Source organism: Pseudomonas alkylphenolica (assembly GCF_000746525.1).
Lineage (GTDB): Bacteria > Pseudomonadota > Gammaproteobacteria > Pseudomonadales > Pseudomonadaceae > Aquipseudomonas > Aquipseudomonas alkylphenolica.
The window spans coordinates 3,107,443-3,129,703 of sequence record NZ_CP009048.1; the positions used below are offsets into that span (position 1 = coordinate 3,107,443).

The window sequence follows — 22,261 nt, forward strand, 5'->3', positions numbered from 1 at the left end:
GCCTGCCCGAAAACCCCAGGCGGGGAATTTCGCGGGCGCGAAACTAGACCCTCTCCCTAAACAGGCGATCAAAAGCGCGGCTTAAAGCCCGATAGGCCGTTGGCCAAGCACCAAGCCTGAATTATCTGCACGACACCGTCAGGTGACTCATCAGTACCGTCTTCTGGATAATAAAGAAGATCCGATCCTGCGGGGTGAGGGACTACTTTATTAAAATGTTCTACTAACGCGTCTCGTTCTTCCTCAGTTCCCGAATCGTCGATAGCTTTGATCAGGGCCTTGAACTCCTGTTCAGTGTAATCCGCAAGGTTGGTCTTCAGCTTCATCACTTCATCCCTCGATGTATGTCTATATGGTGCTTGGATGTAACCGCTCTCAGGTTGTCCACGTCGTACACCGCACCACCATCTTTAATCAATTCGACGTGGTGCAGCTCGAAGGAGATACGCTTTCCTACATGCTCGCTCTTAGGTGCCGCCGGGGCAAAACCTTTCGCCATGTCTGAGAGATTGCGTGACTTGAATTGTCGGCTCAATTCTGGATCGGCAGCGATGGCCTGCCAAAACGCCTTCCTGAACGCATCGAAGCTAGAAAACTCAAGCCCTCTGAGCTGGTCGGCAATGCGCGTTGGGACTGGGGAACCCAGTCCGACACCTGCCCCAGCAAGCCAAATCCCCGTCACGTCTTGACCAACCCCTGTGACCACGCCCGGCGCACCACGCACATTAAGCGAGATATAGACCGGCAGGATTTGCGGCTGACTCGGGAACCAGATAATGGCGTCCCGGAAGTCGGGTGGGTTTGCCGGATGATCATAGCGTTGCTCGGCCTGTTCGGCTTCGGGAAAGACAAACACCGCAGGTAATTGCGGGGCACCTTCCAGCGCTGGAATACCTAGCAACCTGCTGGTATCGACGGCAGGTGTCCAGATCAGCTCTACGCCGTCGCCCAGATCTGCGACCAGTTGATCACCGCGTACGGTGGCAGCAATCACTGGGACACTTCGCCACGCGGAGTTGTTGCCGGTGTACACCCCGAACGCGCTGACCGACTCTCCGGGTAGGTGTTTGACGTTGACTCGTACACCGATGTTGGCCACAGCCAGATTGGCGAACTCCTCGATGCTGTAAAACGCGGTGTCCGACGCAAAGGTATTGGGCCAGAGCATAGCGACGGAGCCCGCAATGCCACCTGCGACAACGCCTGCGCTGACCGCAGAACCGGACAAACCCAGCGACAACGAGCCACCAACTCGTCCAGCCAAGGTCAGTGCCGTCGTTGAGCCACCGATCAGTTGAAGTGGTGTACCGGCCGAGGTGATGGCCTCACTGGTGCTGAGCACGGCGTAGGTGCCGTAATTACCCAACCCCTCAAATGGCGCTTGGCCATCGGGATGGCAGACCTGCCCACTAACCACGCTAATGGATTTGGCAAATGTGCAATCCTGGACAGCAGGTGATTTTAACTGTTCGGCTTTTTCGCGTTCTTCATATCGGCGATAGCCTTCATCTTGTCGAGCACGGTCGGCCTCTTGAGCTGCTTGATATCGGCGTATCTCTTCCTCTTGCGCCTGCTGATTGTGCAGAGCATTTTGCAATCTGGTAGTCGTAGTCGGTGTGCTGCGGGGCAATATGCCGATGACGTACGGCCATTCCTTGGAGCGTATCAATCCTCGGCGTTTGAGTGACTCATCACTTTCCTCAGACAGTTTCTGGGGCATTATCGGTCCTCTGCACAAGTCAAATCCATTTATGAGGGCCGTAGAATAACCATACTAGGTTTGCGGTCAATAAACGGCTTATCGCCATCTTGACTGAGAGTGCGCGGCTTCAACATCCAGATCGAAGAACTGCCAGGTCTGTGCCGCAAGACCCGGCAGAGCATCCCCGCCGCCATCCGCCGGGCGCTGGAGCGTCAGCCGGAGATCGCCTACCGGCTGCTGGATGCCCAGGATTTGCTGCATGATGCCTGAAGGGCTGCCACGGTACACTTTGCATTTACCGAGTTATTACCGATGCCCACCCTGCTCTCTCGTGAGGTCTACCAACAATTGCGCGACGCGGCCATGGGCGTGCGCACCCTGCAGCTTGTGCAACAGCATCAGCTCGACGGACAGCGATGGGTCGATATCGATGGCTGGCAACTGCTGCTGGATTTTGAAGGTGATCGCCTGCACCACTGCGAACACTGCAGGCACCCGGATGGCCGAGAGGGCTCGCTGGACACCTGGCAACGCTATGGCACCAACCCGGTCAGCCTGCTTAGCACCTGGGAGATGGCACAGATCGAGCAACTTCTGAGGCAGAAACCCACAGGCGCATGCGTGACACAACCTGCCTGAACAATATCAAAATGATATGATCCGTAGACTGCCCGCCCCTGGTTGAGCACCTGCACAAAGGATTGTTACGTATGCAAATCAAAAGGACATTCCACCCTATCGGCCAAGGGGGATTCTTCACCGAACAGCATCTGTTCGCCGGCGGCGATAGCTTTACGATCGTTTATGACTGCGGCGTTAGAGGTAACCGCAGGGATCGCGATTATGTTGTCCAGCATCCGGATCTCCTGGACATCGATATACTCTTTATTTCGCACTTTGATTCAGACCATGTGAGCATGTTGAGCGTGCTCAAAGACCATGTCAGGAAAATCAAAAAAGTGGTACTGCCGCTGCTACATGACGACGAAAGGATATTACTGACCAATCTTTTTCGTGCGCTGGGCCACAACATTCTCACCTTGATAAACCATCCGCAGAAGTTCTTTGATCCAGACACCCGGATCATTCAGATCGAACCCTCTGATGGCGTTGACGGTAACCCTCGGGACCCCATTACATTCACCGATCAAACACCGTCCGGGCAACTGCCCAGTGGTACCCGTATCAGAATCGGCCTGCCTTCGGCACCTGCTGGGCATGACTGGACCTTCATCCCTCACAACCACCGTTGCGCCTCCCGCCGAAACGCGTTGGAAACAGCACTGGTCGCCGCCCATTACGACCCGACCAGCCTGCGAACAAACCCGGGTTACACCCTGGACAGAGCGATATACAATCGCGCTCAACTCAAAACAATTTACAACGGTCTTCCAGGTGGCATAAACCAGAACTCGCTTTTTGTGTACTCTGGCCCGGAGCAGACGACAACATCGCTGAAGCTCATTTCTTACTGGGTGGCAAGACGCGAATTCTCAGCACTGTCCAGCACACCTCCTCGAAATCTGAATCACCTTCCCGTATTACCGTTCAATGGCTTTGCTGATTTCATTCATCCTCCACAGTCCCATGAACCGCGAACCATTGATTTCCCTTCGCTGCTATACCCCTGGCACTGGAGTTTCAATAAGCCTGGCTGTCTTTATACGGGTGACGGTGACCTGAACAGCGTCGCGGTACAGCAGGTGTTTTCCCGTGTCTGGGATCATGTAGGCACCCTGCAAATTCCACATCATGGTGCAAGCGCTTGCTTTCATGCCGGCGCATTGTTGCAACACCCCGTAATTTGTCCGATCGCGGTAGGTACCACCAACGGTCATGGACATCCTGCAGGTAATGTATTCAGTACCATTTACCGTCATAGATCCATTCCGGTATTGGTAACAGACAAGAGCTTCGAATATGTTCAACTTATCTGCTAGAAATGATGAGCGCTGAGTCAGATCTGGCAGTTGGGTTGTAGGCCTTATCGCGGGCCAAGCCCGCGCCTACAGCAACCAGCCGGCAGCGCCACACCCGATCACCACCAGCCATGGCGGCAGCTTCCAGGCCATCAACGCCACAAGCGCAACCAGTGCCAAGGCGAAGTCCATTGGCTGCAAGATGGCGCTGGTCCATACCGGTCGATACAGCGCCGCCAGCAGCAGGCCAACCACCGCCGCGTTGATGCCCAGCATCGCCGCTTGCATGCGCACATTACGCCGCAGTTGCTCCCAAAATGGCAGCGCGGCAAATACCAGCAGGAACGACGGCACAAAGATCGCGATCAGTCCCAGCACACCGCCGAGCCAGCCGGACTGCGGCCCGTGCATTGATGCACCGAGAAAAGCCGCGAACGTGAACAAGGGGCCCGGCATGGCCTGGGTAGCGCCGTAACCGGCCAGAAACGTCTCATTGCTGACCCAGCCCGAGGGCACGACCTCAGCCTGGAGCAATGGCAGGATGACATGGCCGCCGCCAAACACCAGCGAGCCTGTGCGGTAGAAAGCGTCCAGCATATTCAAGGTCTGGCTGGGCCAGAGTTCAGCCAGCAGCGGCAAGCCCAGCAGCAGGACAAAAAACAGCGTCAGCCAGCACACGCCTGCGCGATGGCTGATGCTGATCGACAGCGGATCGTGCTCCAGGGTTTGTACCGGTTTGAACATGAACAAACCGACAATGCCGGCCACGACAATCACCCCCACCTGCGCCCAGGCCGACGGCACCAACAGCACCAGGCAGGCCGCAACAGCCATCAGCGATATGCGTGGCGCATCCGGACAAAGGTTACGCGCCATGCCCCAGACTGCTTGCGCCACAATCGCCACCGCCACCACTTTCAGCCCCTGCAAAATGCCCGCGGGTATGGCCTCACCGAAGCTAGCGATACCCAGCGCAAAGAGCATCAGTGCCAAGGCCGAAGGCATAGTGAAACCAAGCCAGGCCGCCAGCGCGCCAGGGTAACCCGCGCGCGCCAGCCCCAGCGCGATACCGACCTGACTGCTGGCCGGGCCGGGCAGAAACTGGCAGAGCGTCACCAGATCGGCATAACTGCGCTCACTCAACCAGCCGCGACGGCAGACGAACTCATCGCGAAAGTAGCCAAGATGGGCAACCGGCCCACCAAAAGAGGTCAAACCCAGGCGCAGGAAAACCAGAAAGACCTGCAAAGGGCTGCGATCGTGGTTGAGGGGCATGAACAGTCTTCTGAAAGCAGTAGTTTGGAACAATACATGATTAAAGCCGCTATTGCCGTCGCTCACGAACAGCAAGAGCGAAGCGAATTGTGCCCTTGATCTTGATCTTGATCTGCTTTTGATCTGCTTGTGATCTTGATCCACCGGCCCCGTTAACCAGTAGGGCCGAGTGGAGGTGTCGTGGAGGGGCTAGCGCGCAGCGCCTTCGGCGTTAGCCGAAGTTGCGAAGCGTAGAGTTGCTTGCAACTCGTAGCTCGCAATGCCCCGTAGCGACACCGGAAGGAGGGAACCCGGAGCGCAGCGTAGGGCCCCTGGTGGGGCGAGACCTTTGCTTACTTTGGGGCGTCTGCCAAAGTAAGCCGCCGTAAGGGCGGAAAGGTGACTCAGCGCCACCGTCGCCAATGGATATGTTCAAAAAATGCGGGGCAATCGAAGGCCTCATCGCGGGTCAAGCCCGCTCCCACAGATCCCCCAACAGCCATCAAAACGTCTTGCTGGCACTGACCACCACCGTCGCCGAGCACAAATCATCATACCCATACCACCCAAAGCACTCGCTTTTCGACAGATCAGTGTCGACATAGCTCACCCCCCAGGTAACCCCGACAAACTCACGGCTAAGCTTCGCCTCCCACTCGTAATAAGCCTTACGGTCATCACCAGTGGCCGACCAGAACGCCGGATCTTTCACATCGTTGCGCCCTGCCCGCAACGCCAGCCCTACTTCGCCCGGCAGCGCAAAGGTATAGCCGAGGTAGGTGTAGAGCGTGTCCTGATCCTCACCAAAGACGTTCGGCGTGTCATTGGAGTAGTAGGCGCCCAGTTGCACCCCGTAAAGATCGAGGATGGCGTACACCTCACTCAGGTTGAATTGGCCTTCCTTGGGGTAATCATATTTGATGTAGCCCAGATCAAGGCTGATGGCATCGCTCGCCTGCCAGTACCAACCCGCGTAGTACTCCAGCTCCTGACGGGTCTTGAAGTCGTCGCCGAAATCGACGTTGGACGTCCAGCTGCCCAGATACAAACCGCTGCTGTGGATCAGCGTAGCGCCGCCCTGCAGGGCCGGATCGCCAAGGGTTTGCGAAACACCCCGGCTGCGATAGTCGCTGGCAGCGGTGAGTTCCAGCTCCAGGGAAAAGTCTTCGCTCAGCGTCAGCGCCTGACTGCTCAAAGGGGCCAGCAACAAGCTGGCGAGGGAAAAAATGGCACGTGCGTTCATACAAAACCCTTGTTGTTATCGATGTGCGGGTAGATTCGTGCAGGCGAAACCGGGCCCCTCGCGGTGCAAGGAACCAGGCTTCGTCAGAGAGAGCGGTCAGGACGCGGGGGCGTAGACCTGTTTGCCGGCGAAGAAAGTCTTCAGCACTTGAGTGTCGAACAACTCATCGTTGCTGACCTTGAACACATCCCGATCGAGGACGATCAGGTCAGCCTGCTTGCCGGGCGCCAATGAGCCGATCTGCTGGTCCAGGCGCAGGGTCTTGGCGGCATTGAGGGTATAGGCCTGGAACATGACCTGACGGTCGACACTTTCCTTGGCGTTGAGCACCCCCAACGGCCCCTTGCGGGTAATCGCCTGGGCAATGGCATTCCACGGGTTGGGGCTGGACACTGGCCAGTCGCTGGCGCCGGCAATCATTGCCCCGGCGTGTTGCAGGGAGTTGGCCGGGTACTGATAGCTGTACGCCGATGCACTGATGTAGGGTTTGACCAGCTCCACGGTGTAGCTCTCCCCTGTGGCCCAAAGCAGCTGCATCGAGGCGATCACCCCCAGTTGCTTGAAACGTGGGAAGTCCTTGGGGTCGACCAGTTGCAGATGACTGATGCTGTGCGCCTTGGCGCTGCTGTTGAGCTTGCGCGCGTACTCGACACCGTTCAGTGACTCGCGCACCGCCCGGTCGCCAACGGCGTGCATATGCACGATCCAGTCGCGCTGTTCCGCCGCAGCCACCAGTTCTCCAAAGTGTTCGGGCTCGATCAGCAACTGGCCGTTTTTCTGGCTGTTCTTGTAGGGCGCAAGCACCGCGGCAGTCTGCCCGGGATACTCCAGCACACCGTCAACGAAGACCTTGATCCCCGGAAAGCTCAAGTTGGGCACGCCCTGAAACTTGTTCATCACGCTGGCCAATACCTCAAGGTCCGCTGGCCGGCTCTTGGGGTTGGCAATCATCAAGGCGGCAACATGCGCGCTAAGCTCGCCCTTCTCGGCCAGCGTGCGATAAAGCGGCAGGACGCCGTAGCTCTGCTCGGTGGCTTTGAAATCAAACAGCGAATCGTCACTGCCAGCGTTGGCGGCGGCGTCCATCCAGGCGGTCACACCGTACTGATTGTTGATCCGCACCGCTTCACGGGCGGCCTTGAGCATGACCTCTTCACTGGCGGCAGGAATCTGGCTGCGCACCTGGTCCCATTGCGATTCGGAAAAATAGCCGTTCGGCGTGAAGTCAGCCTCGTGACCGACATAGCTGCGGTCTTGTTCTGACATGCCCTTGACCCGTGCGGCGTCAATCTTCAGCCGCTTGAGCATGGCGTTGTTGGCCCAGCCGGTGTGGCCATCGATGCCGTTGAGCACCAACGGCTGATCCGCCCAGCGGCCCTGGTTGAACAGCTGGCCCAGCTCGCGACTTTTCTCCCAATAGGCCGAACTCACGTTGGCGATACTGATGACATCAGCGGCACGCCCGCGCCCCTCCTTGACCTCGGCAAGTATCCATTGCTCCAGTTCCGCCAGCGGTTTGACCTGATCCTCAAGGTTAGCCCCCAGCGTGGCGAAGGCGCCCGCTACCGGATGACTGTGGGTATCGATCATGCCCGGCATCAGCACCTTGCCGGCCAGGTCGATGCGTTGCGTGTGGGCATCGGCCAGCGCATTGATCTGCGCGTCAGTGCCCACTTGCACAATCTTGCCATCCTTGACCGCCACCGCTTGCATCAGGGCCTGGCCGGGCTCGGCGGTGTATACCTTGCCGTTGACCAACACGAGGTCAGCGGCGGCCATGGCCTGCCAGGAAGAGAAGGCCAGGGTCGCGGCCAACAGGTTGGGGATCACTCGTTGCATCGGAACGCTCTCTTGTTTTTATCGGCTCTGGGCACACCCTATAGCGCGCGACAAAAGAACGGACCTCCGCAAATGAGGAGGGTCAGACGATTTTTCCACCACCGGTGCTGCCGAACGCAAGGCCGAGCCCAGCTCCACCTTGCTCTTGACCCCCAGTTGCGCATAGCAATTGCGCAGGTAGGTACGCACCGTGGCCGGGCTCAGCGACAGCATCCGGGCGATTTCCTTGTAGGAATGGCCAGCGGCGAACAACATCGCCGCCGTGCGTTCACGGGGCGCAAGCACAACGCCAGGATGCGGTGCTTCAAGTGACAGGATTACATGTTCGGCGTTGGGGCTCAGGGTTAGCGCACAGCGCCCCAGGCGCATCACACAGGGCACCTGGTGCAACTGCGCGGTGACTTCGGCCGGCAACACCGAGCCGCTCCAGCCCGGCACCTCACGCTGTATCGCCGCGCACAGCCGTGCCCCGACATACAGCAGGCTGCCATCCAGACGGGCGACACCGAAATCGCTGGCGCCGTTGCCGGTGTCGAGGCGGATCATGTCCTGTACCTGGAAACGCCACAATTGCAGCAGGTGGGCGCAGAAGGCGGCAAACAGCCCCTCCTCACTGGCGTTGAACGCTTGCTCTTCCTCGCCCCGGTACAAGCAGACGAAAAAGCTCAGACCGCTCTCCGGCAGTTCGAAGGTGATGCACATCAGGTGATAGAGGTCGTAGCGGCGGGCAAAGTCGTTGACCGCCTCGACCGGATCGGTGAACTCGCTGTCGCGAATCACCCTGCCCGGCTTGGCCAGGGTGTCGTGGGCGAAGCTGTCCAGGCCTGCGACGTGGCGCCACTCGGTAGCAAAGGATGCCGGCAGGTCGATGCGCCCGTGCATCCAGCTTTGCAGTGGCGCACTGGAAACGCTCGCAGACATTTCCCCCCACCAGGCCGAGGCAAATGGCACCAGTTGGCGGAAAGCCTGCAAGCCATCGGCGATGAAATGCGAGCTGCCTTGCTCACGGGCCAGGCTGGCCAGCTGCAGAACACACTGATTGAACGCTTCGAGCGTTGCCATCGACAGCTGTGGTCCATTTACTTCAACCGCCACCATTGTTCCCTCTCTTACTGGTTATGCCCCGCGATGCTCCTCAGAACACCGCCCCGACCGGATAAACAAAGGCATTCACGTCATAGAACGGCGTGCGCTGGTAAAACCATTGCAAGCGCGCGCTGGGGCTGGCGGCAAAGGTCTTGTCGGCCTTGAGCTTCTTGTCGAACTCGGCCTTCAGTTCAGGACTCTCGGCGAGCATCTTGCGCGCCATGGGCTCCATCACGTATTCCTCAGGCTCTTCCGCCACCACTAGGGTCGAGTTGAAGAACCCCCAGGCCCAGAACGAATCAGGGCTTTCGGGATACAGCAAATTGACCGCCAGCACACCCAACGGTTGATCAAGGTCGATCACCATCGAACCTGCCGGGAAGGTCTGCAACCGTTCGAATGGCTTGGCTACCCCGCTGACCAGCAGGCGTCCTTCGTAGCCAGGGATCTGGTTGGCTTGCGCTCGATCAGGCTCGAATCCGCCCGCCACCTTGACCTCGTCCATGCGGTACAGGGTGACCGCTATCGCCTTGGGTTTGTCCAGGGTGGTCATCTGGATGCCGTGGGCCTTGAGCCGGGCGATGACCTCGCGCCACTGGCCGGGCACGACGTACTGCTGTGGACGCTTGGTCACCAGGTCCGGCTCGGTGTTACCGGTCACCGGAACGGTCAGTTGCTTGGGTTTGTTGCTCCAGACAATGGTCTTGGCACCGGTGATCGGTGACTGTTCATAACGGTAGTCGCCGACACTGAACGGGGTGGTCTGGGCCTTGCCCGGCTTCCAGCTGAGGATCACCTCCTGCTGGCTCTCCAGCCGCTCACGGTCTTGGCGGATGGCTTCCGTGAGCGATACCGATTGCTCGCCAATCACCTGGAACATGCTTTTGAGCATCACATAGTTACCCAGTACCTGGGTTTGGTAGGGATGCAAGGCGTGCTGCTCGATGAGAATCGAGGGGACGTTGCGAATGTCACCGTACTGGTTGGAAAACCGCGCGTAGTCAGTGCGGTACGGGTAGTAGCCCTGGCTCGGGTCCTGGTTGTCGTTGAGGCTGATGCACTCATGCACCACATGGCCGTCGGCCTCCAGCGCCTTGTATACCGGCGCACGCATGACGTTATCCATCCACGCGCTGCTGGCTGGCGACCAGCCATTGCCGTTGTGGCAATAGGAGCTGTCGTAGGGGTACATGGCGCCATCGGTGGAATGGGTGTCGGCGAAGAAGCTCAGGTCGTAGGTGTTGAATACCCAGGCGACGTTGCGGATCTCGGCGCTGTCGAGCTTGGTGAAGTCACGGTTGAGGTTGTAGTTCAGGCCGTTGACCCGCCAACCGCTCTCCTGCGGACCGTTCTGGTTGATCCGCCCGTAGGCGCTGCGACGCAGGTCGCCATCGATGTTGACGGTGGGAATGAAGAGAATGTTGACCTTCTCCAGCACGCTGGCCAGTGGCTTGTCGCCGGTGGTCATGTCGCGCAGCAGCATGAACATGGCGTCTTTGCCGTTGGCCTCGCCGGGATGAATCTCAGCCTCGACGAAGATTGTCGGCTTGCCCGACTCGTTCAAGCCAGCCGGCGACTTGTCGACTTCCAGCGAGGCAATGGCCATGACCATCGGGTGGCCTTCGGCGCTTTTCTCCGGCAAATCGTGAAGCACGATACTGCCCCCGGACGCCGCAACCAGCTTGCTCAGGTAATCGCGCGTCTGTTGGTAATCGCTGGTCTGGGTGAAGCCGCTGGCTTCGGCCTGGGTGATCAGCGGGTTGTCCGCCTTGGCGATATAGCGGGTGCTGGCCAGGGTCTGCTCGAACATCGGCGGCAGGATGCGCTGCTTGGCCGCCGCCGGGTAGCCGCTATCATCGATGTAGGACGGCGCACCGGGCAATGCGGCCAAGGCAGGCAGGCAAGTGCTCATCAGCATCGCGACACACAGGGGCTGCAAAAGCGGGTGTTTCATGATGATTCCCTATCATGAGTGGCAGACGTCACCTTAAACCACAATGAGATGCCAGACGAGGGTCATGCAGCGATGTTCAACAACCTGTTCAATCCCCTTCCCGCCGCCGCCACGCAGGAACACTTCGATCAATTGCTGGCCCGCCCAGGCTTGCGTATAGAACGCATCGTCTCCCATGGCCAGGCGAGCCCTGCAGGTTTCTGGTACGACCAGCCGCAGGGGGAATGGGTGCTGGTACTGAGTGGCTCGGCCGGGCTGCGGCTTGAACATGAAAGCGCTGAGCGGGTGTTGAAGCCCGGTGACTTTGTCGAGATTCCGGCGCATTGCAAACACCGGGTCGAATGGACCGATAGCCAGCAAGCGACGGTGTGGCTGGCGGTGCATTTTGGTGAGGGTTGAATTCCGGTGGGAGCGGGCTTGCCCCGCGATCGGCTGCCGGGGCTACGCTAATCCCTGCTAGCCATCAAAAGCCTCTTCAAGGAGAAGCGCATGAGCAAAACCAAAGCCGGCGCCGTCAAGCTCCCCAAAGCCAAGCCCGCCATCAACCGCACCCCGATCGCAGGCCGGTTGTTCGACGCCCGCCCCGATCGCCTGGACTTTCGCGACCTGCCGTACCTGCCACCGTTGCGCTCTCTGCCGCCGTGTTCGCCGGCACAGGCTGACCTGGCGAAATACCTCAAGAGTTACGTCGCCCAAGGGCTGGTGCTAGATCAAGGCAGCGAAGGCGCCTGTACCGGATTCGGCTTGGCCTGCGTGGTCAATTACCTGCTCTGGCTCCAGCACCTGGCGCTAGGCAGCGCGAGTGCCTTCGAAGCGGTCAGCCCGCGCATGCTCTACGAACTGGCGCGTCGCTACGATGAATGGCCTGGTGACGACTATCAAGGCTCCAGTTGCCGCGGCGCCCTCAAAGGCTGGCACAAGCACGGCGTGTGCAGCGAGCAACACTGGCCGTTTTCCACCAAGGGCTTCATCCGCCCCCGACCCCGCTGGGATGCCGACGCGGCCACAAGGCCTCTGGGGGTTTACTACCGAATCAACCGCAACGCCGTGGTGGACCTGCAAGCGGCGATTCTGAACATTGGCGCGGTCTACGTTTCAGCCAGCGTGCATGACGGCTGGGAAACCCTCATGCACAAGCGGGCGACGGCCTTGCCAAAAAATCTCGACAGCCTGCCCGTGATCCCGCCGCCACAATCGCCAGGTTCGCTCGGCGGGCACGCGTTCGCCATCGTTGGCTACGACCACCGCGGATTCGTAGTGCAGAATTCCTGGGGGACCCGCTGGGGACGTTCGGGTTTCGCCGTGCTGCCCTATGAAGACTGGGTAGTCCACGGCACGGACGCCTGGGCCTGCGCACTGGGTGTGCCGCTGCAGCTTTCAGACCCGGGCAAACTCAAACCCGGCAAGGTCGATTTGCTCAATCAGGTGTCCTCGGCCTTTCGCGTCGGCTCGGGGCGTTCGCTGACCGGGCTTGATCGCTCGGCGCGGGTGCCGGCCAATCCGGTTGACGACCCGTGGCCTTTCGACCACCCCTTCAATGAACCGCGTTATCAGCCGATCAGCACACCCCGTGCCTACGAACTGACCCTGGTCACCGGCAATGATGGCGAGATCGTGCCTACGGATTTCACCCGTAGTCCGCTGGATCGCGCCGGCCTGGTGCAAGAGGTGGTGCATGATCGGCCGCTGGCCTGGCTGCAGACACAGTCGCAGAAAAAGACCCTGCGGCTGGTGCTCTACGCCCACGGCGGGCTGAACGCCGAAGACGAGTCGATTCAGCGTATCCGGGTATTGGCGCCCTACTTCCTGGCCAACGGTATCTACCCCTTGTTCATGACCTGGAAAACCGGGCCGGGAGAGACGCTGGCCAATATGGCAGAGGATTGGCTGCACAAGCTTTTTGGTCCCCTGGACCTGCGGGTCAGCGGCCTGGACGACACCCTCGGCGACGCCAGGGACCGCGCCGTAGAAGCGCTCGGCCATGTATTGGGTACCGGCATCTGGTCGCAGATGCGCAGCAATGCCCGTGACAGCAGCCTGCCTGGACACGGGCTCGACCTGCTGAGCAAGTCCCTGAAATCGCTCGCTGGGGACCTGCAAAGCCAAGGTGGCAAACTGGAGCTGCATTTGCTCGGCCACTCTGCCGGCTCGATTCTGCTCGGCCATCTGCTGGACCTGCTCGGTAAAACCACCGAGCAACCGCTACTGAAAGTGCAGAGCTGCGAGTTGTTTGCCGCCGCCTGCTCAAGTGACTTTGCGCTCAAGCATTACCTCAACGCACATGCCAACGGCGTACTCAGCCTGGAGCAGCTCTGGCTCGATGTCCTGAGCGATGACGATGAAAAGGCCGATGGCCTGCCGACCCCCGACTTTCCCGCGTATGGCAAGTCGCTGCTCTATCTGGTGTCGCGGGCGCTGGAAGATGTGCGCAAGCAGCCCCTGCTGGGCATGGCCCGGGCCCTGGATGCGAAGTATGCCAACGACAAGGACCAATGGGACGCCAGTACGCTGCCGGCGATTCAACGGTGGCTGGCCAACTGGCCGACGAAGCCTGATCGCTTGCGCATCTGGCCTAAACCCTGGGTGCGCAACACCCGGGATGGTCAGCAGATACCCTCGACCCATGGTTCTTTCGACAACAACATTGAGGTGCTCACCTTTGTGCTGATGCGCATCCTCAACAAACAGCTCATCGGACCGATTGAGTGGCTTGATTATTGACAGAAGGCAGGAACGGGGCCATCGACATGGCCCCACCGCCGCGCTACTTAACCTTGAGTAGCCTTGAGCATTCCACGCTCGACAATGAAATCGATCACCCGCTGCAAACCCTGCCCGGTCTTGAGGTTGGTAAACGCCCAGGGCCGCTCGGGACGCATGCGCTGGGTGTCCTTCTCCATCACCTCCAGTGACGCTCCCACATAGGGTGCCAGGTCAATCTTGTTGATCACCAGAAAATCCGACTTGGTGATCCCCGGTCCGCCCTTGCGCGGGATTTTCTCGCCTTCGGCCACATCAATCACATAGACCGTCAGGTCGGCCAGCTCGGGGCTGAAGGTGGCGCTGAGGTTATCGCCGCCGCTCTCGACAAAGATCACTTCGAGGCTACCGAACTTGCGCGCCAGATCCTCCACCGCCGCCAGGTTCATCGAGGCGTCTTCGCGTATGGCGGTGTGCGGGCAGCCGCCGGTTTCCACACCGACGATGCGCTCGGGGGCCAGGGCCCCGGCTTCGGTGAGGATGCGCTGGTCTTCCTTGGTGTAGATGTCGTTGGTCACCACGGCGATTTCATAGTGATCGCGCATGGCCTTGCACAGGGCTTCGAGCAGCGCGGTCTTGCCGGAGCCGACCGGGCCGCCGACACCGACGCGCAGGGGTTGCTGATAGCTTTGCATGGAGCGTTCCTCAGGATCGGAATAATCGGGTGTATTGGGTTTCGTGACGGGCCGAGGCAATCGCCAGCAGCGGCAAGCCACCGCCCAACTGCTCGTCGGGCAGTTGCAGGGCACGTTGCAGCACCTCGGGCAGTGCTTCACACAGGTCGCGCAACAGACTCTGGGCCGCCTGCTGACCAAAAGGCACCAGCTTGACCCCGGCCATCACTGCGCCTTCGAGCCAGGCGAAACCATGGCCCAGCGCCAGATCGCGCAGCGGGATATCCCAATGCACGCCTAGCCAGGCCATACCGCCCAACTGACTCAAACCCAGACGGGCTCGCCACTCAGGCGCCTGGCACAACTGCCAGCCGTCCAGCAGCCGCGCCAGTGCCATGCCTCGCTGGCGTTCTTCCAGGCGCAGCTCGGCGGTTTCGCGATTGGCCAGCAAGAACTGGCTCCAGCGCGCGAACGCCTCGGCATCATCGTCGCGGCACGCCTGGTACAGGCGCGCCAACAATGGCCAGTCGAGGTAACCGAGAGTGTCCTCCAGTTGCTGGCGTTGCCAGTTGCGAAAGCCTTCGGCGCCTTGCACCCAGCCGGCTTCCACCGCCCATTCCAGCCCCTGTGAGTAGGTGAAACCACCCACCGGCAGGTTCGGGCTGGCCAGCTGCAGCAGGCGCAGCAGCTTGAGATCGCTGCTCATCAACCGGCCAGCACCACTGCAGCGCCTGCCAGCAGGCCGCCGCCGAAGGCTTTTTGCAGGCCTCGGTGCCGGCGCAGCAGGCAGCCTGCGGTAAAGCCTGCCAGCAGCAACAGGCCGCTGACCGTGACAAAGCCTGCGCTGAACATCCAGAACGCGCCGGGGCTGGCTTCAACACCATGGGCCCAACCGTGGAACAGCGCGAACAGCGGCATGGCCAAGGCCAGCATCAGTTGCCGACCAGGCAACAACAAGGCTGCAGCGGCGACCAACAGCGAGCCGATGATCATCTGTTCCATACCGATTACGCCGCCGAACAGATGTCCGAGCAGCGCACCGCCGAACATGGCGCAGAGGGTCAGCAGCGGCAGCGCCAGGGTGCGCCCGGTCAAGGCCGCGAGGACACCGGTACCGAGCAGCATCAACAGGTGATCAAGGCCGGTCAGCGGATGCAGCAGACCATCCTGCAGCGGATTGGCATCGTGCCCGGGGTGAGCGAAAGCCGGTACGGCAACCAGCAACAAAGCGAGGGCCAGGGTGTTTTTCATGGTGATGCTCCTTATCAAAAATCAGTGCTGTGCCACACGTACAAAGAGATGGTCGCTATGCACATGGCTATGCGGCGCGCTCTGGTAGGCACCGGCTTCAGGCTCGAACGGCGCTTGCTCCACCGCCACCTGCAAGCCCAGGCCGCGAACCATCTCATCAAGTACGTGGTCGTGCTGATAGCGCAAAAAGCCGCCTTCGATCTGCAACGGCACATGGCGATTGCCCAGGTGATAGCTGGCGCGCGCCAACAGCAGTGGGTCATCGCAGCACACGGTGGAAACCTGCTCGGCCGCCGCCACCACGCGAACAACTTCAGCCCCCAGCTCATCACCCAACAGCTCACCGCCGCGCAACAACTGGCCGCGTTCAAGCATCAGGCCGGCCTCGCGACCGTCGTCGAGGGTGACGCGTACCCGGCTCTTGATCCGGGTGTCCAGGGTGAGGGTCACCGTGGTGCTTACCTCCTCGGCCTCATTCAGCCGACGCGTGAAGACAATCATGCTCGCTCCTTCAGAACAGAAAATAACGTTGCGCCATCGGCAGCACCGTGGCCGGTTCACACACCAGCAGTTCACCGTTGGCACGCACCTCGTAGGTATGCGAATCCACTTCGATCAGCGGCAGCAGGCCGTTATGCACCATGTCGCCCTTGCGCACCGTGCGACAGCCATCGACCACGCCGATCAGGCTGCGCAAACCTAACTGTTGATGGACGCCGCGTTCATGCGCCGACTGCGACAGGAAAGTCATGCGCGTGGCATTGCGCGCAGCGCCCAGGGCACCGAACATCGGCCGGTAATGCACCGGCTGCGGGGTCGGGATCGAGCCGTTGATATCGCCCATCGGTGCCATGGCGATCATCCCGCCCTTGATCACCAACGCTGGCTTGACCCCGAAAAAGGCTGGGGCCCAGAGCACCAGGTCGGCCAGTTTGCCGGCCTCCACCGAACCCACTTCATGGGCGATGCCATGGGTCAGCGCCGGATTGATGGTGTATTTGGCGATGTAGCGCTTGACCCGGAAGTTGTCGCTGTAGCTGCTGTCTGGCGCCAGCGGGCCACGGCGGCGCTTCATCTGGTCGGCGACCTGCCAGGTGCGCAGCACCACTTCACCGACCCGGCCCATGGCCTGCGAGTCGGATGAGGTCATGGAGAACGCACCGATGTCATGCAGGATGTCTTCGGCGGCGATGGTTTCGCGGCGAATGCGCGATTCGGCGAAGGCCACGTCTTCGGCAATGCTCGGGGCCAGGTGGTGGCAGACCATGAGCATGTCCAGGTGCTCATCCACGGTGTTGATGGTGTAGGGCAAGGTCGGGTTGGTCGACGATGGCAGCACGTTGGCAAAGGACGCCGCGCGGATGATGTCCGGGGCATGGCCGCCGCCCGCCCCTTCGGTGTGGAAGGTATGGATGGTGCGGTCACCGATGGCTGCCAGGGTGTCCTCGACACAGCCGGACTCGTTGAGGGTGTCGGTGTGAATGGCCACCTGCACATCGAGCTCTTCGGCCACCGTCAGGCAACAGTCGATGGCTGCCGGGGTCGAGCCCCAGTCCTCATGCAGTTTGAGGCCCACGGCGCCGGCATGAATCTGCTCGCGCAAGGCTTGTGGTTGCGAGGCGTTGCCCTTGCCGAGCAGGCCGATGTTGATCGGCAGCTCATCGGCCGCCTGGAGCATGCGCGCCAGGTACCAGGGCCCCGAGGTGCAGGTCGTGGCGTTGGTGCCGGTGGCAGGCCCGGTGCCGCCACCGATGAAAGTGGTGATGCCCGAGGTCAGCGCCTCCTCCACCTGCTGCGGACAGATGAAGTGGATGTGCGAGTCGATACCGCCAGCGGTGACGATCTTGCCTTCGGCGGCGATCACTTCGGTGCCCGCGCCGACAGGCAGGGTCACCCCGGGCTGCACATCGGGATTACCGGCTTTGCCGACGCCATGGATGCGCCCGTTCTTGATGCCGATGTCCGCCTTGACGATGCCCCAGTGGTCGATGATCAGCGCGTTGGTCAGCACCAGGTCCATGGCCTCGGCGGCGTGCATCTGGCCCTGGCCCATGCCGTCGCGGATCACCTTGCCGCCACCGAACTTGACCTCTTCGCCGTAGATCGTGAAGTCCTTTTCCACCTCGACCCACAACTCGGTGTCGGCCAGGCGCACCCGGTCGCCGACGGTGGGGCCGAACATGTCGGCGTAGGCCCTGCGGGAAATCCGGCTCATCCTTGCGCCTCCAGCTTGCCCATCACCCGCCCCTGGAAGCCATAGACCTCGCGCTTGCCGGCATACGGCACCAGGGTCACGGTGCGCGCCTGGCCCGGTTCGAAGCGCACGGCAGTGCCGGCGGCGATGTCCAGGCGCATGCCGCGGGTGGGCTCACGCTCAAACACCAGGGCGTTGTTGACCTCATAGAAGTGATAATGCGAGCCGACCTGCACCGGCCGGTCGCCATGGTTGGCCACCGTGACACTGAGGCGCGGGCAGCCGGCATTGAGTTCGATGTCGCCCTCGGCGACCTGTACTTCTCCGGGAATCATCCTGGGCTCCTAGACAATCGGGTCGTGCACGGTCACCAGCTTGGTGCCGTCGGGAAACGTCGCTTCGACCTGCACGTCGGGAATCATTTCGCTCACGCCGTCCATCACCTGCTCGCGGCTGAGCACTTCACGGCCCAGGTTCATCAGCTCGGCGACCGTGCGTCCATCACGCGCGCCCTCCATCACCGTGGCGCTGATCAGCGCGACCGCTTCCGGGTAGTTGAGCTTCAGGCCACGGGCCAAGCGGCGCTCGGCAAGCAGTGCGGCGGTGAACAGCAGCAGTTTGTCTTTCTCTCTCGGGGTCAGCTCCATTACGTTCTCTCAGGTAGCCCAGATACGCGGCGGGCATGGCGCCAGACCGACCACGGCCGGTCGCAAGGCATGCCAGAGCCGCTGCAGGGTGGATTGCAGGCGTTGGTTATCGTCATCGAGCAGACGCACTACCAGCAGTTGGCCGAGCAGGGTCGCTGCGGCGGGTACGCTTAAGTCGTCGATCAGGGCGCGGGTTTGTTCGAGCAGTGCTTCGCTGGCCGGGTAAGCGCAGAACGTGGCTTGCAACGGGTAGCCGCCGAGCTTCTGCAGCTGGCCACCTTCGATGCGCAGGCGTTCGTGCAGACCGGGGTCATCGGGCACATCGATCTGCAGGCGACTGTCCAGCGCGCCATGGCTGAACGGCTCATTCATCACCGGTCGTCCCAGGCACAGGGTTTCCCAGGCCAGCAGGCGCGCACCCGGCGACAGGCTGAAGCGGTTTTCCAGGCGAACACGGGCACCCGGAAAACAGATGCTGCCCTGGGGCAACCACTCCAGCACGCTGTCGGGTGCCAGATGAAAGTGCTGGGTCAGGGTCGAGGTGGCGCCGCCGCTGCGGTAAAACTTGGTCGCCCCGGGCATGGTCAGCAGTGCATGACTGCCTGCTTCCAGGTGTACATCGAGCACCAATTTGTCGCCGCCGACCACGCCACCGGGCGGATGCAGCACATAGACGTGACACGGCGCGCCTTCGGGGTAGAACGGCCGCTGCACCAAAAGAGGACCGAAATGCCGCCGCGCACCAATACAGGTCTTCGCTGCACGGCGGACAAAGCGCAGTCTCAACTCGGCACTCCAGCCGGTATCGCGGGCAGCGAGGTCGAGTGGTTGAGCAAGCGTCATGCAGCGGATCCCTGTAAACATGCAGTTCAAGGGGGTAAAGCACATAGCGGGCCAACCGACATCCGGTGGTGGGCACGGGCTTCGGTGGGAGCGGGCTTGCCCCGCGATTGCATTTTCTCAGTCACATTGCATCGCGGGGCAAGCCCGCTCCCACCGCGAGTCAATTACTGCACTGTGTGCAGCACTGATCTGCCTTTTCAGGTAATTGTTGAGCGTGCCATCAGTAAATATCCTCGCAGCCACCTACAACTGATCCGAGGCACTGAACATGGTCATGCACGTGCGCCTGGAGCAAACAGGCAACTCGCAAGTAATGCAGCTCGCCAACACCGATCCGCAAGCCCCCGGACCCGGCGAGGTGTGGCTGGAACAAGCGGCGATCGGCGTCAATCCACTGGACGTCAATCAGCGCAAGGGCGATGTGCCGATTGCGCTGCCTTCGGGACTGGGACTGGAGGGCGCCGGAACCGTAGCTGCAATCGGCCCCGGGGTGACCACGGTGCAAGTCGGTGACCGCGTGGGCTATGCCACCGGCCCCCTGGGTGGCTACGCCAGCGCCCGCCTGTTTCCCGCTGAACGCCTGGTAAAACTGCCAGCCAGCCTGTCGTTTGAAGACGCTGCAGCGGTACTGTTCAAAGGCATTACCGCCCAGTACCTGCTCAAGAGCACCTACCCGGTCGGCCCTGGCACCCGCGTGTTGATCTACGGCGCAGCTGGCGCGCTGGGTCAATTGCTGGTGCCTTGGGCCAAGCACCTGGGCGCGTTTGTGATCGGCGTGGTGTCAAAGCCGCAAAGCCTGGCCAGGGCCAGGGATGCTGGCTGTGACGAGGTGCTGGTGTTCGACGCCGATACGCTGGCGGCACAGGTACTGGAGGTGACCCAGGGACTGAAGGTGGATGTGGTCTACGATTCGGTTGGCCGGGTGTCGCTGCAGGCTTCGCTCGACAGCCTGCGGCCGCGCGGTGTGCTGGTGTCCTATGGCGCAACCTCCGGCGCGCCTGAACCGCTGGCCATGAGCACCCTCAATGCCAAGGGCTCGCTGTTTGTCACGCGGCCATCGCTCGCTGCGCATACCGCCAGCACGCAGGAGTACCAGCAACGTGCGCAGGACGTGCTGGCAGCGGTGACGGCAGGTATCATCCAGCCGCGGATCTGGCAACGCTATGCCCTGGCCGACGTGGCCAGCGCCCACGACGACCTGCAGCAAGGACGTTCCCAAGGCGCGATCATCCTCACCCCCTGACCGAACCTCTGCGAGGCGCAGCACCGACATGGATCCGTTCGACAGTCGCCAGGCCGATGAGCTGGCCACCCTCCTGGCCCTCTTCAGCCATGGCTCCTTTGCCGCGGCAGGCCGGCAGTTGCAACGCCATCCTTCGGTGCTGTCCAAACGCCTCGGCGCCATGGAGCAGCGCCTGGGTATCCGCCTGGTCGAACGCACTACCCGCCAGTTGCGTTTTACCGATGAGGGCTTGCGACTGGTAGAACGCTTGCAGCATGCCGCCAGCCTGATCAGTGACGCCGAACGCGAAGCCGCCCGGGGCGCCGTTGAGGTCAGAGGCCGCTTGCGCCTGGCGCTGCCCTCTTCCATGGGCAGGCTCTGGCTCAGCCCGATGCTCGCCGAGTTTGCCCTGGCCTTCCCGCAGGTGACGGTGGAAACCGAGTACTCGGAGCGTTTTGTCGACCTGATCGGCGAAGGCTTCGATGCCGCAATCCGCATCGGTGAACTGAGCGACAGTCGTTTGGTGGCGCGCAAGCTTTGCGATCACCAGCGCATTCTCTGCGCCGCTCCCGCTTACCTTGAACGACACGGGCAGCCGCAGTCACCGGCCGAACTTGGCGCACACAATTGCCTGGGCTTTAGCGGACTGCGCTCTTATCCGCAGTGGCATTTGTATCGCCAGGGTGAGCTGCAGACCATCAGGGTGCAGGGTTCGATGCAGAGCAACGATAACGAAGCGTTGCTTGGTGTGGCCCGGGCCGGCGTCGGCATCATCGCCGGTGGCGACTGGATGATGAAGAAGGACCTGGACTGCGGCAGCCTGCAGCGGGTGTTGCCAGAGTGGCAACTGGACAGTGATGCGGGCGTGTACCTGGTTCGTCCCGGTGCTCGTTTCAATACCGCGGCAACCACTGTGTTCAAGCAGTGGATCGAGCGGCAGTTCGCTAATGGTGCACCGTGGCGCTGAAATGCATCGCGGGGCAAGCCCGCTCCCACAGTAGCTCCTGTGGGAGCGGGCTTGCCCCGCGATAAAACGCCTTAGTAGTAGGCGTTCTCTTTCTGACTGTGGTCAGTCACGTCACGCACACCCTTGAGCTCAGGAATACGCTCGAGCAAGGTCCGCTCGATACCTTCCTTCAAGGTCACGTCGGCCTGGCCGCAACCCTGGCAGCCGCCACCGAACTGCAGTACGGCGATACCGTCTTCAACCACTTCGATCAGGCTCACCTGGCCGCCGTGGCTGGCCAGTCCCGGGTTGATCTCGGTTTGCAGGTAGTAGTTGATGCGCTCGTTGATCGGGCTGTCTTCGTTGACCATCGGCACTTTGGCGTTCGGCGCCTTGATGGTCAGCTGGCCACCCATGCGGTCGGTGGCGTAGTCGACGACTGCATCTTCAAGAAACGGCACACTGACCGCGTCCAGGTAGGCAGTAAAACTGGCCAGACCCACAGCAGTGTCTTCCGGCTTTTCTTCGCCCGGCTTGCAGTAGGCAATGCAGGTTTCGGCGTAAGTGGTGCCCGGCTGGGTGATAAAGATGCGAATGCCAATACCCGGGGTGTTCTGCTTGGACAGCAGATCAGCCAGGTAATCATGCGCGGCGTCGGTAATAGTTATGGCGCTCATGGAAGTTCCTCACAGACTTGTCGGCAGTTTACGCCAACCTGGCCGCCGAACAAAGTCCTAGTAATTCTGTCGGGAAAGCCTGGCAGCGCCGGGAAAGGTCAGGCGACCTT

Annotated in this window: 22 protein-coding genes and 1 pseudogene; 7 read left to right on the plus strand and 16 right to left on the minus strand. The window is 61.0% G+C overall.

The window, feature by feature from the left end:
- Positions 1-68 precede the first annotated feature (68 nt).
- Both PSAKL28_RS14085 and PSAKL28_RS14090 read right to left on the minus strand, forming a co-directional pair.
- The gene (locus PSAKL28_RS14085) at positions 69-326 is read right to left on the minus strand and encodes a bacteriocin immunity protein (RefSeq protein ID WP_038611463.1); all 258 of its coding nucleotides are present in this window, start codon (positions 324-326) and stop codon (positions 69-71) included.
- Positions 326-1,720 (minus strand): pyocin-S2/colicin E7-DNase domain-containing protein, encoded by a 1,395-nt coding sequence (locus PSAKL28_RS14090; protein WP_084589114.1) that lies wholly within the window; start codon positions 1,718-1,720, stop codon positions 326-328. The genes PSAKL28_RS14085 and PSAKL28_RS14090 overlap by 1 nt, the downstream gene beginning before the upstream one ends.
- A gap of 123 nt (positions 1,721-1,843) precedes the next feature.
- Here PSAKL28_RS14090 and PSAKL28_RS14095 point away from each other — a divergent pair.
- The 3 genes and pseudogenes from PSAKL28_RS14095 to PSAKL28_RS27680 form a co-directional block, all read left to right on the plus strand.
- Positions 1,844-1,972: pseudogene (locus PSAKL28_RS14095) on the plus strand (hypothetical protein); the annotation flags it as partial.
- 42 nt (positions 1,973-2,014) lie between these two features.
- Positions 2,015-2,341 carry a DUF7693 family protein gene (locus PSAKL28_RS14100; RefSeq protein WP_038611466.1) on the plus strand — a complete coding sequence of 109 codons (327 nt, stop codon included), beginning with the start codon at positions 2,015-2,017 and terminating at the stop codon, positions 2,339-2,341.
- 71 nt (positions 2,342-2,412) lie between these two features.
- Positions 2,413-3,642: a ComEC/Rec2 family competence protein gene (locus PSAKL28_RS27680; RefSeq protein WP_157687032.1), complete on the plus strand. Its 1,230-nt coding sequence runs from the start codon at positions 2,413-2,415 to the stop codon at positions 3,640-3,642.
- A 66-nt stretch (positions 3,643-3,708) separates the two neighbouring features.
- On the opposite strand, the gene chrA is transcribed toward PSAKL28_RS27680, so the two are convergent.
- From chrA to PSAKL28_RS14130, 5 genes are all read right to left on the minus strand, one after another.
- Positions 3,709-4,896 carry a chromate efflux transporter gene (gene chrA, locus PSAKL28_RS14110; protein ID WP_038611471.1) on the minus strand — a complete coding sequence of 396 codons (1,188 nt, stop codon included), beginning with the start codon at positions 4,894-4,896 and terminating at the stop codon, positions 3,709-3,711.
- Positions 4,897-5,377: 481 nt separating this feature from the next.
- A complete protein-coding gene (locus tag PSAKL28_RS14115; protein WP_038611474.1) occupies positions 5,378-6,118 on the minus strand; it encodes a TorF family putative porin in 741 nt (246 codons plus the stop codon).
- Positions 6,119-6,214: 96 nt separating this feature from the next.
- The gene (locus PSAKL28_RS14120) at positions 6,215-7,957 is read right to left on the minus strand and encodes an amidohydrolase (RefSeq protein ID WP_038611476.1); all 1,743 of its coding nucleotides are present in this window, start codon (positions 7,955-7,957) and stop codon (positions 6,215-6,217) included.
- An 18-nt stretch (positions 7,958-7,975) separates the two neighbouring features.
- Positions 7,976-9,019 carry a helix-turn-helix transcriptional regulator gene (locus tag PSAKL28_RS14125; protein WP_371261975.1) on the minus strand — a complete coding sequence of 348 codons (1,044 nt, stop codon included), beginning with the start codon at positions 9,017-9,019 and terminating at the stop codon, positions 7,976-7,978.
- Between the two features lie 73 nt (positions 9,020-9,092).
- Complete coding sequence (locus tag PSAKL28_RS14130) at positions 9,093-10,997, minus strand: M14 family metallopeptidase (RefSeq protein ID WP_051939381.1); 1,905 nt, start codon at positions 10,995-10,997, stop codon at positions 9,093-9,095.
- Between the two features lie 72 nt (positions 10,998-11,069).
- On the opposite strand from PSAKL28_RS14130, the gene PSAKL28_RS14135 reads away from it, so the two are divergent.
- Together PSAKL28_RS14135 and PSAKL28_RS14140 are read left to right on the plus strand one after the other, a co-directional pair.
- Positions 11,070-11,396, plus strand: a complete 327-nt coding sequence (locus PSAKL28_RS14135) for a cupin domain-containing protein (RefSeq protein WP_038611478.1) — start codon at positions 11,070-11,072, stop codon at positions 11,394-11,396.
- Between the two features lie 90 nt (positions 11,397-11,486).
- Complete coding sequence (locus PSAKL28_RS14140; RefSeq protein ID WP_051939383.1) at positions 11,487-13,718, plus strand: C1 family peptidase; 2,232 nt, start codon at positions 11,487-11,489, stop codon at positions 13,716-13,718.
- A gap of 47 nt (positions 13,719-13,765) precedes the next feature.
- On the opposite strand, the gene ureG is transcribed toward PSAKL28_RS14140, so the two are convergent.
- Genes ureG through PSAKL28_RS14180 form a run of 8 tightly spaced genes read right to left on the minus strand, consistent with a single transcriptional unit; the run spans position 13,766 to position 19,306 of the window.
- Positions 13,766-14,392, minus strand: a complete 627-nt coding sequence (gene ureG / locus PSAKL28_RS14145; protein ID WP_038611480.1) for an urease accessory protein UreG — start codon at positions 14,390-14,392, stop codon at positions 13,766-13,768.
- Positions 14,393-14,402: 10 nt separating this feature from the next.
- On the minus strand, positions 14,403-15,077 hold the full coding sequence (locus PSAKL28_RS14150; protein WP_038611482.1) for an urease accessory protein UreF: 675 nt from the start codon (positions 15,075-15,077) through the stop codon (positions 14,403-14,405).
- Positions 15,077-15,622: a HupE/UreJ family protein gene (locus tag PSAKL28_RS14155; protein ID WP_038611484.1), complete on the minus strand. Its 546-nt coding sequence runs from the start codon at positions 15,620-15,622 to the stop codon at positions 15,077-15,079. Before PSAKL28_RS14155 ends, PSAKL28_RS14150 begins: the two co-directional genes overlap by 1 nt.
- A 21-nt stretch (positions 15,623-15,643) precedes the next feature.
- Positions 15,644-16,123, minus strand: a complete 480-nt coding sequence (gene ureE / locus PSAKL28_RS14160; protein WP_038611487.1) for an urease accessory protein UreE — start codon at positions 16,121-16,123, stop codon at positions 15,644-15,646.
- A 10-nt stretch (positions 16,124-16,133) separates the two neighbouring features.
- A complete protein-coding gene (gene ureC / locus PSAKL28_RS14165) occupies positions 16,134-17,837 on the minus strand; it encodes an urease subunit alpha (RefSeq protein ID WP_038611490.1) in 1,704 nt (567 codons plus the stop codon).
- Positions 17,834-18,151, minus strand: coding sequence for an urease subunit beta (locus PSAKL28_RS14170; protein WP_038611492.1), 318 nt, complete (start codon positions 18,149-18,151; stop codon positions 17,834-17,836). Before PSAKL28_RS14170 ends, ureC begins: the two co-directional genes overlap by 4 nt.
- A 9-nt stretch (positions 18,152-18,160) precedes the next feature.
- Positions 18,161-18,463 carry an urease subunit gamma gene (locus PSAKL28_RS14175; RefSeq protein ID WP_038611495.1) on the minus strand — a complete coding sequence of 101 codons (303 nt, stop codon included), beginning with the start codon at positions 18,461-18,463 and terminating at the stop codon, positions 18,161-18,163.
- 9 nt (positions 18,464-18,472) lie between these two features.
- The gene (locus PSAKL28_RS14180; RefSeq protein WP_038611498.1) at positions 18,473-19,306 is read right to left on the minus strand and encodes an urease accessory protein UreD; all 834 of its coding nucleotides are present in this window, start codon (positions 19,304-19,306) and stop codon (positions 18,473-18,475) included.
- A 268-nt stretch (positions 19,307-19,574) separates the two neighbouring features.
- Between PSAKL28_RS14180 and PSAKL28_RS14185 the strand changes: the two genes are divergently transcribed.
- Together PSAKL28_RS14185 and PSAKL28_RS14190 are read left to right on the plus strand one after the other, a co-directional pair.
- Positions 19,575-20,549, plus strand: a complete 975-nt coding sequence (locus PSAKL28_RS14185) for a quinone oxidoreductase family protein (protein WP_038611501.1) — start codon at positions 19,575-19,577, stop codon at positions 20,547-20,549.
- Between the two features lie 28 nt (positions 20,550-20,577).
- Positions 20,578-21,495, plus strand: coding sequence for a LysR family transcriptional regulator (locus PSAKL28_RS14190; protein ID WP_038611504.1), 918 nt, complete (start codon positions 20,578-20,580; stop codon positions 21,493-21,495).
- Between the two features lie 71 nt (positions 21,496-21,566).
- Here PSAKL28_RS14190 and nfuA read toward each other — a convergent pair whose 3' ends face one another.
- The gene (gene nfuA / locus PSAKL28_RS14195; RefSeq protein ID WP_028941949.1) at positions 21,567-22,151 is read right to left on the minus strand and encodes a Fe-S biogenesis protein NfuA; all 585 of its coding nucleotides are present in this window, start codon (positions 22,149-22,151) and stop codon (positions 21,567-21,569) included.
- Between the last annotated feature and the right edge of the window lie 110 nt (positions 22,152-22,261).

Coding starts and splice junctions, on each gene's coding strand:
- PSAKL28_RS14125 (WP_371261975.1), bottom strand. CDS start 9,019: ATGGCAACGCTCGAAGCGTTCAATCAGTGTGTTCTGCAGCTGGCCAGC.
- PSAKL28_RS14190 (WP_038611504.1), top strand. CDS start 20,578: ATGGATCCGTTCGACAGTCGCCAGGCCGATGAGCTGGCCACCCTCCTG.
- PSAKL28_RS14155 (WP_038611484.1), bottom strand. CDS start 15,622: ATGAAAAACACCCTGGCCCTCGCTTTGTTGCTGGTTGCCGTACCGGCT.
- ureE (WP_038611487.1), bottom strand. CDS start 16,123: ATGATTGTCTTCACGCGTCGGCTGAATGAGGCCGAGGAGGTAAGCACC.
- PSAKL28_RS14175 (WP_038611495.1), bottom strand. CDS start 18,463: ATGGAGCTGACCCCGAGAGAGAAAGACAAACTGCTGCTGTTCACCGCC.
- PSAKL28_RS14120 (WP_038611476.1), bottom strand. CDS start 7,957: ATGCAACGAGTGATCCCCAACCTGTTGGCCGCGACCCTGGCCTTCTCT.
- PSAKL28_RS14140 (WP_051939383.1), top strand. CDS start 11,487: ATGAGCAAAACCAAAGCCGGCGCCGTCAAGCTCCCCAAAGCCAAGCCC.
- PSAKL28_RS14180 (WP_038611498.1), bottom strand. CDS start 19,306: ATGACGCTTGCTCAACCACTCGACCTCGCTGCCCGCGATACCGGCTGG.
- PSAKL28_RS14185 (WP_038611501.1), top strand. CDS start 19,575: ATGGTCATGCACGTGCGCCTGGAGCAAACAGGCAACTCGCAAGTAATG.
- PSAKL28_RS14090 (WP_084589114.1), bottom strand. CDS start 1,720: ATGCCCCAGAAACTGTCTGAGGAAAGTGATGAGTCACTCAAACGCCGA.
- PSAKL28_RS14100 (WP_038611466.1), top strand. CDS start 2,015: ATGCCCACCCTGCTCTCTCGTGAGGTCTACCAACAATTGCGCGACGCG.
- ureC (WP_038611490.1), bottom strand. CDS start 17,837: ATGAGCCGGATTTCCCGCAGGGCCTACGCCGACATGTTCGGCCCCACC.
- chrA (WP_038611471.1), bottom strand. CDS start 4,896: ATGCCCCTCAACCACGATCGCAGCCCTTTGCAGGTCTTTCTGGTTTTC.
- PSAKL28_RS14115 (WP_038611474.1), bottom strand. CDS start 6,118: ATGAACGCACGTGCCATTTTTTCCCTCGCCAGCTTGTTGCTGGCCCCT.
- PSAKL28_RS14130 (WP_051939381.1), bottom strand. CDS start 10,997: ATGAAACACCCGCTTTTGCAGCCCCTGTGTGTCGCGATGCTGATGAGC.
- PSAKL28_RS27680 (WP_157687032.1), top strand. CDS start 2,413: ATGCAAATCAAAAGGACATTCCACCCTATCGGCCAAGGGGGATTCTTC.
- nfuA (WP_028941949.1), bottom strand. CDS start 22,151: ATGAGCGCCATAACTATTACCGACGCCGCGCATGATTACCTGGCTGAT.
- ureG (WP_038611480.1), bottom strand. CDS start 14,392: ATGCAAAGCTATCAGCAACCCCTGCGCGTCGGTGTCGGCGGCCCGGTC.
- PSAKL28_RS14085 (WP_038611463.1), bottom strand. CDS start 326: ATGAAGCTGAAGACCAACCTTGCGGATTACACTGAACAGGAGTTCAAG.
- PSAKL28_RS14135 (WP_038611478.1), top strand. CDS start 11,070: ATGTTCAACAACCTGTTCAATCCCCTTCCCGCCGCCGCCACGCAGGAA.
- PSAKL28_RS14170 (WP_038611492.1), bottom strand. CDS start 18,151: ATGATTCCCGGAGAAGTACAGGTCGCCGAGGGCGACATCGAACTCAAT.
- PSAKL28_RS14150 (WP_038611482.1), bottom strand. CDS start 15,077: ATGAGCAGCGATCTCAAGCTGCTGCGCCTGCTGCAGCTGGCCAGCCCG.